The following is a 16569-nucleotide window of genomic DNA, read 5'->3' on the forward strand; positions in this document are numbered from 1 at the left end:
ATGCTATTAATTGAATTAGACTTGCAATTTTTTGCAGGTGAAAAAACAGAAAGGGCGACACCTAAGAAACGTCAAGACGCTCGGAAAAAAGGTCAAGTTTTAAAAAGTCAGGATGTAACGAGCGCGCTTGTGTTGTTATCAGTATTTTTATTTCTGTTAATAGCAGCGACTTCCATGAGAGATGGCGTTATGTCTTTTTTTAGGCAAACTTTTTCAAAATATATGCTTGTTGATTCTATATCGATTGAGCTAGTAATCAAAGTTTATAAAGATGTACTATCTGAAGTTGCGATAATCGTATTACCAATTATGGCAATTGCAGTGATTGCAGCGATTGTAGGAAACTTTCTTCAATTTGGACTAGTATTCACTACCGAACCATTAAAATTTGATTTAACCAAATTAGATCCAATTAAAGGAATCAAGAGGATTGTTTCACTCAGGGCTGTTATCGAATTACTGAAATCTATTTTGAAAATTTCTTTGATTGGTTCAGTAACAACGGCAATTTTATGGATGAATATTGATGATGTATTAAGCTTATCATTCAAAACTCCATGGGATTCTCTTATAACAGTTTCTAAGCTTACAGTTTTAATGGGTATTGCAGCTTCTATTGTGTTGTTGATAATAGCTGTACTCGATTATTTCTATCAAAAATTTGATTATGAAAAAAATCTGAAAATGTCTAAACAAGATATTAAAGATGAATATAAAAATGCTGAGGGTGATCCCCTCATCAAATCTAAAATTAAACAACGTCAACGTGAAATGGCCATGCGTCGAATGATGCAAGAGGTGCCACAAGCGGACGTGGTAATCACAAATCCAACTCACTACGCAATTGCATTAAAGTATGATGAGGACACAATGGATGCGCCGAAAGTAATAGCAAAAGGCACAGATTTTATTGCACAGAAAATCAAATTAATTGCAAAAGAAAATGATGTGGTAATGGTAGAAAATCGACCTTTAGCTCGTGCTATGTACGATCAGGTTGTGATTGGACAACGGATTCCAGATGAATTTTTCAAAGCTGTAGCTGAGGTATTAGCGTATGTATATCGTATTAAACGAAAAATTTAGGGTTTTAAACCGGGAGGGACAAACATGAAATTTCGCGACATAGGAGTATTAGCTGCAGTAATAATGATAGTAGCAATGCTCATCATCCCTTTACCGCCATGGCTGTTAAGCTTTTTAATCATCATTAATATTACGCTAGCGCTTCTTGTATTGTTAACAACGATGAACATGAAAGAAGCATTAGAGTTTTCAATTTTCCCATCCCTCTTACTATTATTAACATTGTTCCGTTTAGGTCTAAACGTTTCGACTACTCGAGCAATATTAACAGGCGGAGATGCTGGAAATGTTGTTGAGACTTTCGGTACCTTCGTTGTTGGAGGTAATGTACTAGTTGGTTTAGTTGTATTCGTCATTTTAGTTATTATCCAATTTATCGTAATTACAAAAGGTGCTGAACGTGTATCTGAAGTTGCTGCACGGTTCACGCTAGATGCGATGCCTGGGAAACAAATGGCGATTGATGCAGATTTAAATGCTGGCCTGATTTCTGAATCAGAAGCTAGAGAACGACGAGAAAAAGTTAGTAATGAAGCAGACTTTTACGGATCTATGGATGGTGCTACGAAATTCGTAAAAGGTGATGCTATTGCAGCGATTATTATTGTATTAATCAACTTAATCATTGGTTTAGTCATTGGAATAGTGCAAATGGATATGGGATTTTCAGATGCTGTGCATTTATTTACTACTCTGACTGTTGGTGATGGATTAGTATCACAAATTCCGGCATTACTTATTTCTACAGCTACAGGTATTGTGGTAACTCGTGCTGCATCTGATGGTAACTTAAGTAAAGATATCACAGGTCAGCTATTAGCAAATCCAACATTAATTTACATAGCAGCTGGTACGATATTTATCCTAGGAATTGTGACACCAATTAAATTTATTTATACAGTTCCAATTGCAGGGGTACTAGCACTTGTTGCATATCGAATAAGCCATTCTAAGAAAGAGAACATTGAAGAGCTTGAACAAATTGAAGAAGTTGAAACAACTGATAATTTGAAGAGTCCAGAAAATGTTGTCAATTTATTGAATGTGGATCCAATTGAATTTGAATTTGGTTATGGCTTGATTCCACTAGTTGATGCTTCACAAGGTGGAGATTTACTTGACCGCGTTGTCATGATTCGCCGCCAATTAGCTCTTGAATTAGGGATTGTGATTCCAGTTGTTCGTATTCGAGATAACATTCAGCTGCAACCAAATGAATATCGCATTAAGATAAAGGGAAATGAATTAGCACGCGGTGAATTATTGTTAGATCATTATTTAGCAATGAGTCCTGGAGATGATGATTCGATAGAAGGAATCGATACAGTAGAGCCATCCTTCGGTTTACCAGCAAAATGGATTACAGAGCAAGTAAAAGAAGAAGCAGAAATGCTTGGTTATACGGTTGTTGATCCGCCGAGTGTCGTTTCAACACATTTAACAGAAATCATTAGAGCAAATGCTTCAGAGCTTTTAGGACGTCAAGAAACAAAACAATTAATCGATCACTTACGAGAAACTGCACCAATTTTAGTAGACGAGTTGACACCTACACCACTATCCATTGGTGAAATTCAAAAAGTATTAGCAAAATTGCTTGAAGAAAATGTATCTGTTCGAAATCTACCTGTTATTTTCGAAACATTAGCAGATTATTCGAAGTTAACATCTGATGTTGATGTCTTAACTGAATATGTTCGACAATCTCTAGCACGTCAAATTACAACACAATATGCTAGTGGTCAAACAGAGTTGAAAGTATTAACTGTTTCTGCAAAAGTTGAAAAAATACTTGCTGATAGTATACAACAAACAGATCACGGAAATTATTTAGCAATGGATCCAAGTGATTCACAAGCAATTTTAGAATCAATTGCAAAAGAAGTAGAGCGTATTGCATTCTTTGAACAATCACCAGTCATTCTATGTTCTCCTGCAGTACGTATGTATTTACGACAATTGACTGAAAGATACTTCCCTCAAATTCCAATTCTTTCGTATAATGAGTTGGAATCATCAATTGAGATTCAAAGTGTTGGGGTGGTGAACGTTGAATGAAAATGAAAAAATATATAGCATCATCTATGGCTGCAGCGATGAAAAAAGTACAAGTAGATTTAGGTGATGATGCAATTATTGCAAGTTCGAAAGTGGTATATTCAAAAGGTTTCTTAGGTATGTTCAAAAAGAAAAGCTATGAAGTTGTTGCGGGGATTGAACGCAAAAATCAAAAAGAAACAATGATTTCTCCTAGAACTATACAACAACCCATAATTATAGAATCAGAAACTACCGAAAAACAAACAGAAACAATCAAAAAAGAGCTCGCAGATTTAAAGACAATGATGGAATCGATGAAGCGTCGATCTGCTAGTGTACAATATCCAGATGAACTAGCTGACATCATTGAAAAATTAGAACAGCAAGAGATTAATCACGAGCTCATCACACAAATAGGTGATGGGCTCTTTACGGTTGTAAAAAACAGTAAAAATGACCTATCTCAAAATGAACTTCAAGAATTAGCAAAAAAGCATATATTAAGTATATTGAGGGAATTGCCTTTTGGCGGCATTTCATATGATAAAAAATATATTAATGTACTAGGCCCAACAGGAGTAGGTAAAACAACCACCATTGCCAAAATGGCTGCAAGAGCAGTATTGCAAGAGAAAAAGAAAATAGGTTTTATCACAACAGATACATACCGAATAGCAGCAATTGAGCAGCTTAAAACGTATGCAAATTTATTACAAGCACCAGTAGAAATTGTATATAGTAGGGATGACTATGAAAAAGCTTTACGTAAATTTGAACATTTAGATTTGATTTTTATTGATACGGCTGGGAGAAATTATAAAGAAGCAAAATATATTAAAGACCTTCAACAATTAATAGATGTTGAAAAAAATGTAGAAAATTATTTAGTTCTGTCTTTGACAGCAAAAGAACGCGATATGGCAACAATAATTGAACAATTTTTAGCATTTCCAGTGAAAAAGTTGATATTTACTAAGTTAGATGAAACAAATACTATTGGCTCAATGATCAATTTAATGGTTAAATATAAGAAGGGACTTGCTTACTATACAAATGGTCAAGAAGTACCAGAAGATATTGAAGAAGCTTCTATGAAAAATATGATAGATTTGCTTTTTCAGGGAGATAACATATGAGAGATCAGGCTGAAACATTAAGATTAAAGATGCAACAAAGTATCAGTATGGGTAAATCGATTGCTATTGTTAGTGGTAAAGGCGGAGTTGGGAAAAGTAACTTTACAACAAATTTTTCTAATATGTTAGCAGCTTATGGTAAAAAAGTCATTATTGTTGATATGGATATTGGAATGGGAAATATTCACATCTTATTAGGCAAAAGTTCTAGAAATAGTCTGAAAGATTATTTACAAGGAGATGTCTCACTGCCAGAAGTGATTTTTGAGGGACCCAATGGTTTGCATTATATTTCAGGTGGTACTGGTCTTGCAGGACTATTAGAATGGTCTAATTTAATGTTTACCCGTCTACTTACTGCTTTTGAAAATTTACAAAAAAATTATGATTATATTTTATTTGATATGGGAGCGGGTGCCACAAATTGGTCACTTGATTTACTAGTTGCCGTAGACGATATAATAGTTGTTTCAACTACAGAACCTACTTCTGTAACGGATGCCTATTCAATGATGAAATATATCCATTACAAGGATAGAGAAAAAAACTTTTATTTACTTTGTAATAGAGTTTTAACTAGCGAAGAAGGTACCGATACATTGAATAGATTGAAACAAACAATGTCTCGATTTTTGTCAAAGGATGTAAAAATATTAGGTTCATTACCAGAAGATAAACTAGTTTATCAAGCAGTAAAAAAACAAGTGCCATTTTCGATATTATATCCTAATGCTCCTATCACTAAGACATTGAGAGAAATAACTTATAGATTTATTGAAGGGAATATGGAAGAAGTAATTGTTCCAAATCAAAAAAATAAGTTTATTTCTAAATTAAGAAGTATGTTTTCAAAAGGAAGTGATTAGTTGTCTATTACCCAGCCGAAAAAACTATTAATCGTTGATGACTCAGCTTTTATGAGAAAAATGATTTCTGATTTCTTTGTGGACCACCCTAGTATAAAAGTAATCGGTACAGCTCGTAACGGTAAGGATGCAATAAAGAAAATTCAAATGCTCAAACCGGATGTTGTAACGATGGATGTAGAAATGCCAGAGATGAACGGCCTTGAATCGCTAAAAGTGATAATGAAAGAATGTCCTGTTCCTGTTGTCATGTTGTCAAGCACAACAAAAAGTGGGGCGAAGATTACATTAGAAGCAATGGCAAGTGGAGCCGTTGATTTTATCACAAAACCTAGCGGCCCCATTTCATTAGATTTACAAAAGATACAATCTGATTTAATTCGAATTGTAGAAAATGCGGCGACAGTGCATGTATCTAAATTACGACATGCAGCACATATGGATGTGGGAAGGACAACTAGTCCAATAGAAAAAGTATCTACTATTTCTAACAACGCTCATATCGTGGAAAATAATTTACGAGAAGTAAATGTTAAACATTCTGTTAAATGGGACTCACATTCTAAGAAAATAGTGCTCATAGGTACTTCAACAGGTGGCCCTAGGGCATTGCAGGAAGTTATTACTCGATTGCCTCAAAATATTCCAGCACCAATACTTATTGTACAACATATGCCAGCTGGATTTACGAAATCATTGGCCAATCGACTAGATCAACTGTCCAAAATTACCGTAAAAGAAGCAGAGCAAGGAGATATTTTGCAAGCTGGAGTAGCTTATATTGCGCCAGGAGATTTTCATCTACATATTCGAAAAATAGGCATGTCTTATGGTATTGAATTAGATAAATCAGAACCACCACGTGGAGGGCATAGGCCTTCTGTAGATGTAATGTTTGAAGATATTAGCAATTACAATGATTTTGATAAAATCGCAGTAATTATGACGGGCATGGGTTCAGATGGAGCAAAAGGATTACAAGCTTTAAAAAACAAAGGAAATGTTATTGCTATATCTGAATCCGCAGAGACATGTGTTGTTTATGGAATGCCAAAATCTGCTTACGCCACAGGTTTAGTTGACGAAGTTGCAGATGTTGATGATATTTCAAATATTATTATGAAATATTTACCTTAAAGGAGGGCTTTTTATGGATACAAACCAATATTTAGAGGTTTTTATAGATGAAAGTAAAGAACATCTTCAATCATGTAATGAAAATTTATTAGCATTAGAACAAAATCCTCATGATTTAGCAATTGTCAACGAAATATTCCGCAATGCGCATACATTAAAGGGTATGTCAGCGACAATGGGATTTGAAGATTTAGCCGATTTAACGCATAAAATGGAAAACGTATTGGATGCGATTCGAAATGAAAAAATATCTGTAACTCCAGAGATATTAGATGTAGTGTTTGAATCTGTCGACCATTTAGAAGCGATGATTGATGATATTGCTAATGGTGGAGATGGTAAACATGATGTATCAGCTACTGTTGCCAAATTAAAACAAATTGAAAATGGTGAACCAATTAATGGAGCAGAAATCGATGCGGAAGAAGTGCTAGCAAATTCTGCTGTTTCTAGTGCCGAAGCATTACAATATGATGAATTTGAATTAACTGTTATTCAACAGTCGCATGAACAAGATTTCAATACTTACGAAATCGCTGTACATTTACGTGAAGATTGTTTATTAAAAGCTGCACGTGTATTTATGGTGTTTGATATTTTAGAAAAAATAGGGGATGTTATTAAGTCCTCACCATCTGTTGAAAGACTAGAAGAAGAGCAATTCGATAACGATTTCTTTGTAGCAGTCGTAACAAAAGATTCAGCAACTGATGTACAAAAAAAATTATTAAAAGTATCTGAAGTAGAAAAAATAACTGTTACGCCAATAGATTATTATGCGATTGTAAAAAAAGAAACTGCTGTGACTGTAGCAGAAGAAGCACCTACTCAACAAGTTGCACAAAATTCAACTCTGCAAGCATCAACAAAGACAGCACCTAAAAAGGAAACTGAAAAAAAACCTACTCATGCTAACAGTAAAACTATTCGTGTTAATATTGAGCGCCTAGATATATTAATGAATCTTTTTGAAGAACTTGTCATTGATCGCGGTCGATTACAATCTATTGCTACAGAATTGAATCATAGTGAATTAAATGAAACAGTAGAAAGAATGTCGCGTATTTCAGGTGATTTACAAAATATTATTTTAACAATGCGTATGGTACCTGTTGAAACAGTTTTCAATCGTTTCCCAAAAATGGTACGTCAATTAACTCGAGATTTACACAAGAAAGTAGATTTGGAAATTATCGGAGCAGAAACCGAATTAGATCGTACAGTAATCGATGAATTAGGAGATCCGCTTGTACATCTTATTCGTAACGCACTTGATCATGGTGTCGAAAGCCCAGAAGTACGTAAAGCAGCTGGTAAACCTGAAGAAGGTAAAGTAGTACTACGTGCTTATCATAGTGGTAACCATGTATTTATCGAGTTAGAAGACGATGGTGCTGGAATTAATCGTGAAAAAGTATTAGAAAAAGCTATTTCAAGAGGAATTGTATCTCCAGAAGTTGGTAGTTCAATGACTGATAATCAAGTAAATGAACTCATATTGGCATCAGGTTTCTCAACAGCTGATGTAATTTCTGATATTTCTGGACGTGGTGTAGGACTTGACGTTGTCAAATCGACAATTGAATCTTTGGGTGGCAATATAACAATAGATTCTACAGAAGGTAGAGGTTCCTTATTCTCTATTCAATTACCACTTACTCTATCGATTATTTCTGTCATGTTAGTAGAAATAGAGAAAGAAATCTATGCAATTCCATTATCATCAATTATTGAAACATCAATTATACGTAATTCTGATATCATGAATGCTCATAATCAAAAAGTAATTGATTTCCGTGGTAAAGTTGTTCCACTAGTATTCCTAGAGGAAATTTTTGAAGTACCTCGAGAAGAATCAAAAGATAATGAGTTCCATTCAGTAGTTCTTGTACGTAAAGGTGAAAAAATGGCTGGTTTAGTAGTCGATTCATTTATTGGACAACAAGAAATCGTCTTAAAATCATTAGGTAATTATTTAACAAATGTTTTTGCAATTTCAGGTGCTACTATTCTTGGAAATGGTAAAGTAGCATTAATTGTCGACTGTAATTCACTTATTAAATAACGCACTTATAGAAAGAGGTGTCCATAGTGGCAAATTCACTTGATGTAGAAAGTGTAAAAGTAATTGTATTTCAATTAGGTGACAAAGAGTATGCAATTCCTGTAAACCAAGTTCAAGGAATTGAAAAAACAATGCATATTACACGTGTACCGAAAACTCCTGAATACGTTAAAGGTGTAATAAATCTTCGCGGAGTCGTGACACCTATTATCGATCTTCGTGACCGTTTTAACGTGAACTCATCAGTAGAAAATGAAAATACACGAATTATTATTATTTCATTAGATGAAATGGAAGTAGGCTTTATCGTCGATGCCGCTAATGATGTGCTTGATATTCCAAAAGAAGCGATTGAACCACAACCTGAAGTAGTTGGTAATTATGAAGAAGAATTTATTTCAGGTGTTGCAAAAGTAGATAAAAGACTTTTAATATTATTGAATTTAGAGAAAGTACTTAATACCTTAAAATAAGGGAAGGTCAATTCTAATGACATTTTATAATGAGATTACGTCTTTACACTTAGATGTTTTAAAGGAAATCGGAAATATAGGGGCTGCTCACGCTGCTACAGCCCTTTCAGATTTACTAAATACAAAGATCGATATGCGCGTCCCAAAAGTTGAAATGGTCTCATTTAACGAGATGATGGAATTTGCTGGGGGGGCTGAAAGTGTTGTTGCAGGTATTTATCTACGTATCGAAGGTGATGCAGAAGGTGGGATGTTTTTTATCCTTCCAGTGGAACAAGCAAACCACTTTATCAAAAAATTAATCCATGATGATTCGTTTGATTTTAGAAATCCACCAGTTTCTGAATTAGGACTATCTGCTATGCAGGAACTAGGGAATATATTATCTGGTTCCTATTTATCTGCGTTATCCGATTTTACTGGCCTGAAAATTTATCCTACTCCACCTGCATTAACTGTTGATATGTTTGGTGCAATTATCAGCTTTGGTCTTGTTGAACTTTCGCAAATAGGTGATCATGTAATAGTTATTGATACTACGATTTTTGAAGAACATATGGGTGATTCTGAAACAGTACGCGGTCATTTCTTTTTACTACCTGATCCTGACTCGTTTGATACAATTTTCAGATCTTTAGGGGTTTCGTAAAAATGATTGCGAGTATGAGCACGGTTGTAAAAGTTGGCATTGCTCAAATGGATATTGCCAAATCGCCAAATACAATAAGAACCTCAGGTTTAGGATCATGTGTAGGAGTAGTACTTTATGATGAATCAAAAGCAATTGCGGGTTTAGTTCATGTCATGTTACCAGATTCAAAATTAGGTCGTGGTGGATCAATCAATGTAGCGAAGTTTGCAGATACAGGTATACCTGCTATGGTGGAACAGCTGAAAAGAGAAGGCGTCCATTCATTTAAATTAAAAGCTAAGATTGCAGGTGGAGCTCAAATGTTTCAATTCACAGCAAATCGAGATTCGATGCGTATTGGACCTAGAAATGTAGAAGCAGTGAAAGAACAACTAAAGATGTTATCAATTCCAATAATTGCAGAAGATATTGGGGGAAGTAGTGGTCGAACAATTGAATTTGACACTACTACGTCCTTATTACATATTCGTACAGTAAATCAAGGAGTGAAAGAAATATAATGGTAGGCTCATTCTTATCCAATTGTTGGGCGGCTGTGATAGCTTTTACAATTTATTTTTTAATGACATTCCAATCATTAGAAACACCAACGACTATTATTATTCATTCATTCGTTGTAGCCATCATTGTGTTTTTATTAACATATTTGGTTCGTTTTTTAATTGCTTTTGTTATGTACTCATCTTCAGCCGACGAGTCAACAAATGATGAAGAAAATAATTTGAAATCTAACTTGGAAATGGAAGAACAAGATTCTTTGGAAAAAAATTCTTCTGAAATCCCTAATGTGGATCAAGCAGAAGAATTAGCGAAAGCTGTCAAAACAATGATGTTAAATGACGAATAATTTCGAAAGGGAGCTCAATTTGGCTCCCTTTATTAGTAAAGATTTGATATAATATACATGAAATTTAGAAAGACAACGAGGAGGATTCGATGATGCAACCAACGTCAAATGAAGAACAAAAGCTTTGGCAAAGCTGGGTAGCTGAACGTGATCCTCGTGCAGGAGATTTGTTAATAAAAAAATATACTCCACTCGTCTCTTACCATGTACAACGAATTAGTACGGGTTTACCCAAGAATGTATCGAGAGATGAATTGACAAGCCTTGGCATGATGGGATTATTCGACGCACTTAACAAATTTGATTTATCCAGAGACTTGAAATTTGATACATACGCATCTTTCCGAGTCCGTGGTGCAATAATTGATGGACTAAGAAAGGAAGATTGGTTGCCACGATCTGCTAGGGAAAAATCAAAAAAACTAGAATCACAAATTGAAGCGATGGAGCAACAATTACAACGACATGTTACACCAGAAGAAGTAGCAAATGAATTAAACATTAGTGTAGATGAAGTATATCAAACAATGCAAGAACACTTTATTTCTAACATATTATCGATGGACGAGCATTCTTCAGATCAAGATGATTCAGAGGTTAAGACATTTGTCATTAGAGATGATCATTTACGAACACCGGAGCAAGAGATTGTTCGAACAGAATTAATAGAAGATTTAGCTAAAAACATAATGAAGTTAAATGAAAAAGAACAACAAGTATTGAGTTTATTTTATTCAGAAGAGTTAACCCTTACTGAAATAGGAGATATGCTACATCTATCCACATCGCGAATATCTCAAATACATTCAAAAGCACTGTTTAAATTACGTAATTTATTATCAGCCGAGATGCAAAACGTATAACTTCTTTGAGTAGAAGTTCCATATCCCTGCATAGGAGTCCTAATGTATGAGCTTAAAAGGCGTAGAATTACAAATAGCATTGCCTAAAACTTTTGAAGCAGGTAAAGTAGCGGAACAAGCACAGCAACAAGTAAATACAGGGCAAGAATTAGCTAATCAATCATTACAAAAACAAATTGAACGAAATAGAACAGCTGTTTTAGAATCTGATAAATCTGCTCAAATTAGCGAAGATGATCCATCCGATAGAAAAGAAAAAAAACATGGACAAAAAAAGAAACAACAACATAAATCTTCCGCACTTGAACAGGTTCAACATCCTTTTAAAGGACACTTTATAGATTTTAGCGGATAGGAGTCATAATGGTAGGAACGGTTTTAGTGTTTTTATTTATTGCACAAATATTAAGCTTTTACTTCATCATTTTACTTTATACGAAAATTTCTAGACTAAAAGATATTGAAAAAAGTCAAGAACGTTTAAAGGATGAAATGGATAATGCAGTTGGTGCTTATTTAGCAGAAATGCGTGATGAAAATAATCGTTTAATCAAAGAATTAACAATGATGAATAAAAATAGAAAAAATGATGAAAATGAGAGTAAGCTTACTATAGAAAAGAATGAAAAAATAGAAAGCGTACTATCTTCTGAAAAAGAAGAAGTTGCAACAACTTTTAATATGCCGAGACATGTCGTAGCTAAGGCATATCAAAATAATTCTACTCCGACAGCTTCTACAACCGTACAAAAGGTATCCTTTAAAGACGAAATGGATCAAGTAGTTCATCCAGAAAAGAAATTAACAATGGAGGAACAAATCCAAGAATTGTATCAAAATGGAAAAACTATTGATGAAATTGCAAGAATGCTGCAAAAAGGAAAAACAGAAATTGAATTATTACTGAAATTCCAACACTAAAAAGGTTGCAGAGGACAAGACGGTGTGATATATTATCAATTGGTGTTACATTACACACGTATTCTGATGCAAGGAGAAGGTGCTCATATTTGAGTTGCTCCTACAGATGATGAATACGGAGGGCAAAAAAACCATATCAGGAGGAAATACACATGTCAGTAATTTCAATGAAACAATTACTAGAAGCTGGTGTACATTTCGGTCACCAAACTCGCCGTTGGAACCCAAAAATGAAAAAATTCATTTTTGTTGAACGTAACGGTATCTACATTATCGATTTACAAAAAACAGTTAAAAAATTAGAAGAAGCTTACGACTTCATGCGCCAAGTTGGCCAAGATGGTGGTAAAGTTCTTTTTGTTGGTACTAAAAAACAAGCTCAAGAAGCTATTAAAGATGAAGCTGAACGTTCAGGTAACTACTACATCAACCAACGTTGGTTAGGTGGTACTCTTACAAACTTCGGTACTATTCAAAAACGTGTAAAACGTATGAAAGATATCGAAAGAATGGAAGAAGATGGAACTTTTGAAGTTCTACCTAAAAAAGAAGTTGTTCAACTTAAAAAACAACACGAACGTCTTGTTAAATTCTTAGGCGGTATCCGTGATATGCATGATCTACCAGACGTAATGTTCGTAGTAGACCCACGCAAAGAACGTATTGCTGTAGCAGAAGCTCGCAAACTAAACATTCCTTTAGTAGCAATGGTTGATACTAACTGTGATCCTGACGAAATCGATTACGTTATTCCTTCAAATGATGACGCAATCCGCGCAGTTAAATTAATCACTGCAAAAATGGCTGATGCTTTAATCGAATCTAAACAAGGTGAAGAAGAAGCAGTTCCAGCTGAAGAGGTTGCAGCTGAGTAATTTCTGATTAGAAAACAGGTGATAAGCGGCTAAACCCTCTTATCACCTTTTTTTGAGAATAATAATAATTTCATATGATTTTATAAGGAGGAACTATCAATGGCAGAAGTAACTGCAAAAATGGTTAAAGAATTACGTGAAAAAACTGGTGCTGGTATGATGGATTGTAAGAAAGCATTAGTACAAGTTGATGGAGATATGGAAGCAGCAATCGATTTCCTACGTGAAAAAGGTTTATCATCTGCTGCTAAAAAAGCAGACCGTGTAGCTGCTGAAGGTACTACTTCTATTGAAGTTAAAGGTAATGACGCTGTACTTCTAGAAGTTAATGCTGAAACTGACTTCGTTGCTAAAAACGAAGGATTCAAAACTTTAGTTAAAGAATTAGCTGATCACTTATTAGCTGTTAAACCAGCAACAGTTGAAGATGCTTTAGAAACTACTATGGAAAACGGTGCGAAAGTTGCTGACCATATTTCTTCAGCAATCGCTACAATTGGTGAAAAAATCACTCTTCGTCGTTTTACAGTAGCTACTAAAACTGATGCAGATGCATTCGGTGCTTACCTACACATGGGTGGACGCATTGGTGTATTAGCAGTAGTTGAAGGTACAACTGATGAATCTGCAGCTAAAGACGTTGCAATGCACATTGCTGCATTAAATCCTAAATATATTGCACATGACCAAGTTTCTGAAGAAGAAACTGCTCACGAACGCAAAATATTAACTGAACAAGCTCTTAACGAAGGTAAACCAGAAAACATCGTTGCTAAAATGGTTGAAGGTCGTTTACGTAAATACTTCGAAGAAATCTGTGTTCTTGATCAAGCATTTGTTAAAAACCCAGACCAAAAAGTTGGCGATTTTGTAAAATCTGTTGGAGGTACTTTAACTTCATTCGTACGTTACGAAGTTGGTGAAGGTATCGAAAAACGTGAAGATAACTTCGCTGAAGAAGTAATGAGCCAAGTTAAAGGTAACTAATACTAATTTTATTAAATAATTACGTTAAAAGTAGGGAGCACAGCTTATCGTGTTCCCTCTTTTTAAAGATAAGGCTTTGTTATATGACATGTTGATATTTTTTTGCATTATACTAGAGCGTAAGGTGGCAACTCCTAGGGAAAGCCATTTGAGTGTAGCGCAACTTATGAAACGTCAACAGGATCAACAGGATTATCAAAACCAAAGAAAAAAAGCATGATGGAGGTTCCAATGAGTATGCCACAGTACAAAAGAGTAGTCATTAAACTAAGTGGAGAAGCACTTGCTGGAGAAGAAGGCTTTGGCTTATCACCTAAAATTGTTAAATCAGTAGCAGAACAAGTAAAAGAGGTTATTGATCTAGGGGTTGAAGTTGCCCTAGTAGTCGGTGGCGGTAACATTTGGAGAGGGAAAATTGGTGCTGAAATGGGCATGGAACGTGCAAATGCTGATTACATGGGTATGCTAGCAACTGTTATGAATGCATTAGCACTTCAAGACTCACTCGAAAATCTTGGTGTTCCAACACGTGTTCAGTCATCTATTGTTATGACACAAGTAGCAGAACCTTATATCCGTAGAAAAGCTGTTCGCCACTTAGAGAAAAAACGTGTTGTTATTTTTGCTGCTGGAACAGGTAACCCATATTTCTCTACAGACACAACAGCAGCTTTACGTGCAGCTGAAATCAATGCAGATGTCATTTTAATGGCTAAAAATAACGTAGATGGCGTATACTCTGCAGATCCAAAAACAAATGCAGATGCAGTAAAATATGATAATCTAACATACTTAGAAGTAATTCAACAAGGATTGCAAGTAATGGACTCAACAGCATCCACTTTATGTATGGATAATGATATTCCATTAATCGTGTTCTCTATTACTGAGAATGGTAATATTAAACGCGCAGTTTTAGGTGAAACAATCGGAACAGTAGTTAGGAGGAATTCATAATGTCAAAAGAAGTTATGGTAAAAGCTGAAGAAAAAATGACAAAATCGATTCAAGCATTTACTCGTGCATTAGCAACTATACGTGCAGGTCGTGCAAATGCTTCATTATTAGATCATGTAAATGTTGATTATTATGGTGCACAAACACCTATTAATCAATTAGCTGGTGTATCAATTCCTGAAGCACGACTATTGGTTATTCAACCTTATGATAAAACAGTTCTTGGTGATATTGAAAAAGCATTATTAAAATCAGATATTGGTATTACACCAACAAATGATGGTAATGTTATTCGTTTGACAATTCCCGCATTAACAGAGGAACGTCGTAAAGAACTAGTTAAACAGGTTAAAAAAGAAGCGGAAGAAGCGAAGGTAGTAGTTCGTAATGTTCGCCGTGACGCTAATGATGAATTTAAAAAATTAGAAAAAACTGGCGAAATTACAGAAGATGATTTACGTGGTTTCTCAGATGATATTCAAAAACTTACAGATGCAAATATTGTGAAAGTTGATCAAATTGCAAAAGAAAAAGAAAATGAGATTATGTCTGTTTAATTTTTTAGCAAAAGTCGACATCTTAATAGGTTGAGCAATAATTGCAGAATTTGTCTGTATTCAGTAAGTTTCTATAAACTCGCTGAAAGAAGTTAAAACCTCCGGCGGATGTCACAAATTTTGAATTGTGCAAGCACAATTCAAAATTTGGACGCAATTAAGTCGAGGTAAAATTGATTATTTAGAACCTTGTGTTTTTTTAGACGTCCTATAAGTACAGGGACGTCTTTTTTTGTTAAGAATAAGGAAAATAATTCGCATTTTTGATATGATAGAATTAGTATACGTTCCGATTTGTAAGTTAGTGGAGGATTCTAAATGTTAAACAAACTCGTATGGGGAAAATCAGATAAACAACGTCAAGATTTACAGGAACGAATTTCAGAGATTTCTAATGAACAAGTGCCTGCCCATATTGCAATAATTATGGATGGTAACGGTAGATGGGCGAAAAAACGTGCACTACCTCGTGTTGCTGGACATCATGAAGGAATGAAAAACGTTCGTAAAATTACACGAGCTGCAAATGCAATCGGAGTAAAAGCCATTACGTTATATGCTTTTTCAACAGAAAACTGGAAACGTCCAAGAAAAGAAGTAGAATTTTTGATGCGTTTACCTGAAGAATTTTTAGGTTCATTTTTACCTGAGTTAATGGAGCTAAATATTCGCATCAAGATGATTGGCGAAATGGATGTATTGCCTGGTCATACACAGAGAGCTGTTCAAAATGCGATGGATCGAACAAAAGACAATACAGGAATGGTTCTTAACTTTGCACTGAATTATGGTAGTCGCACTGAATTAGCAATTGCAATGCAAAGAATAGCCAACCAAATTAAAGTGGGAGAATTAGATGTATCAGATATAACTGAAGAGCGTATTTCTTCAGAACTTATGACTGCTAATTTACCTGATCCAGATTTATTAATTCGCACGAGTGGAGAAATTCGTTTAAGCAATTTTATGTTGTGGCAACTTGCTTACACAGAATTTTGGTTTACGGAAATCCTATGGCCAGACTTTGACGAACATGCCTTTTTTGATGCTATCAAAGATTATCAAAAACGCAATCGCCGTTATGGTGGATTGAAAGGAGAATAGGGA

Annotated in this window: 18 protein-coding genes; all 18 read left to right on the forward strand. The window is 34.8% G+C overall.

The features are described from left to right. Window positions 1-1086 carry a flagellar biosynthesis protein FlhB gene (flhB, locus tag ABE048_RS15660; protein WP_430312202.1) on the forward strand — a complete coding sequence of 362 codons (1086 nt, stop codon included), beginning with the start codon at window positions 1-3 and terminating at the stop codon, window positions 1084-1086. A 24-nt stretch (window positions 1087-1110) separates the two neighbouring features. Further along, entirely contained in the window at window positions 1111-3144 is a 2034-nt protein-coding gene (gene flhA, locus ABE048_RS15665; protein WP_430312203.1) for a flagellar biosynthesis protein FlhA, read from the forward strand. After that, a complete protein-coding gene (gene flhF, locus ABE048_RS15670; RefSeq protein ID WP_430312204.1) occupies window positions 3141-4262 on the forward strand; it encodes a flagellar biosynthesis protein FlhF in 1122 nt (373 codons plus the stop codon). The genes flhA and flhF overlap by 4 nt, the downstream gene beginning before the upstream one ends. Further along, window positions 4259-5128 (forward strand): MinD/ParA family protein, encoded by an 870-nt coding sequence (locus ABE048_RS15675; protein ID WP_430312205.1) that lies wholly within the window; start codon window positions 4259-4261, stop codon window positions 5126-5128. Before flhF ends, ABE048_RS15675 begins: the two co-directional genes overlap by 4 nt. A 51-nt stretch (window positions 5129-5179) precedes the next feature. Continuing rightward, window positions 5180-6265: a protein-glutamate methylesterase/protein-glutamine glutaminase gene (locus ABE048_RS15680; protein ID WP_430312259.1), complete on the forward strand. Its 1086-nt coding sequence runs from the start codon at window positions 5180-5182 to the stop codon at window positions 6263-6265. 13 nt (window positions 6266-6278) lie between these two features. Continuing rightward, window positions 6279-8330 (forward strand): chemotaxis protein CheW, encoded by a 2052-nt coding sequence (locus ABE048_RS15685; protein ID WP_430312207.1) that lies wholly within the window; start codon window positions 6279-6281, stop codon window positions 8328-8330. Between the two features lie 26 nt (window positions 8331-8356). After that, complete coding sequence (locus ABE048_RS15690) at window positions 8357-8803, forward strand: chemotaxis protein CheW (protein ID WP_430312208.1); 447 nt, start codon at window positions 8357-8359, stop codon at window positions 8801-8803. A gap of 16 nt (window positions 8804-8819) precedes the next feature. After that, window positions 8820-9452 (forward strand): chemotaxis protein CheC, encoded by a 633-nt coding sequence (locus tag ABE048_RS15695; protein ID WP_430312209.1) that lies wholly within the window; start codon window positions 8820-8822, stop codon window positions 9450-9452. Between the two features lie 2 nt (window positions 9453-9454). Further along, window positions 9455-9955, forward strand: a complete 501-nt coding sequence (locus tag ABE048_RS15700; RefSeq protein WP_430312210.1) for a chemotaxis protein CheD — start codon at window positions 9455-9457, stop codon at window positions 9953-9955. After that, window positions 9955-10302: a hypothetical protein gene (locus ABE048_RS15705; RefSeq protein ID WP_430312211.1), complete on the forward strand. Its 348-nt coding sequence runs from the start codon at window positions 9955-9957 to the stop codon at window positions 10300-10302. The genes ABE048_RS15700 and ABE048_RS15705 overlap by 1 nt, the downstream gene beginning before the upstream one ends. Window positions 10303-10391: 89 nt before the next feature. After that, on the forward strand, window positions 10392-11165 hold the full coding sequence (locus ABE048_RS15710; protein WP_430312212.1) for a FliA/WhiG family RNA polymerase sigma factor: 774 nt from the start codon (window positions 10392-10394) through the stop codon (window positions 11163-11165). Window positions 11166-11211: 46 nt separating this feature from the next. After that, window positions 11212-11520 carry an RNA polymerase subunit sigma gene (locus ABE048_RS15715; RefSeq protein WP_430312213.1) on the forward strand — a complete coding sequence of 103 codons (309 nt, stop codon included), beginning with the start codon at window positions 11212-11214 and terminating at the stop codon, window positions 11518-11520. A gap of 8 nt (window positions 11521-11528) precedes the next feature. Further along, window positions 11529-12086 carry a hypothetical protein gene (locus tag ABE048_RS15720; RefSeq protein WP_430312214.1) on the forward strand — a complete coding sequence of 186 codons (558 nt, stop codon included), beginning with the start codon at window positions 11529-11531 and terminating at the stop codon, window positions 12084-12086. A gap of 152 nt (window positions 12087-12238) precedes the next feature. Further along, window positions 12239-12961, forward strand: a complete 723-nt coding sequence (gene rpsB, locus ABE048_RS15725; RefSeq protein WP_430312215.1) for a 30S ribosomal protein S2 — start codon at window positions 12239-12241, stop codon at window positions 12959-12961. Between the two features lie 99 nt (window positions 12962-13060). After that, on the forward strand, window positions 13061-13948 hold the full coding sequence (gene tsf / locus ABE048_RS15730) for a translation elongation factor Ts (RefSeq protein WP_430312216.1): 888 nt from the start codon (window positions 13061-13063) through the stop codon (window positions 13946-13948). A 231-nt stretch (window positions 13949-14179) separates the two neighbouring features. Further along, window positions 14180-14905: a UMP kinase gene (gene pyrH, locus ABE048_RS15735; protein ID WP_430312217.1), complete on the forward strand. Its 726-nt coding sequence runs from the start codon at window positions 14180-14182 to the stop codon at window positions 14903-14905. Beyond that, window positions 14905-15462 carry a ribosome recycling factor gene (gene frr / locus ABE048_RS15740; RefSeq protein WP_430312218.1) on the forward strand — a complete coding sequence of 186 codons (558 nt, stop codon included), beginning with the start codon at window positions 14905-14907 and terminating at the stop codon, window positions 15460-15462. The genes pyrH and frr overlap by 1 nt, the downstream gene beginning before the upstream one ends. Window positions 15463-15780: 318 nt before the next feature. Then, window positions 15781-16566, forward strand: coding sequence for an isoprenyl transferase (locus ABE048_RS15745; RefSeq protein WP_430312219.1), 786 nt, complete (start codon window positions 15781-15783; stop codon window positions 16564-16566). Window positions 16567-16569: the final 3 nt, after the last annotated feature.

The sequence above is a fragment of the Rummeliibacillus pycnus genome (genome assembly GCF_050459865.1).
GTDB classification, from domain to species: domain Bacteria; phylum Bacillota; class Bacilli; order Bacillales_A; family Planococcaceae; genus Rummeliibacillus; species Rummeliibacillus pycnus_B.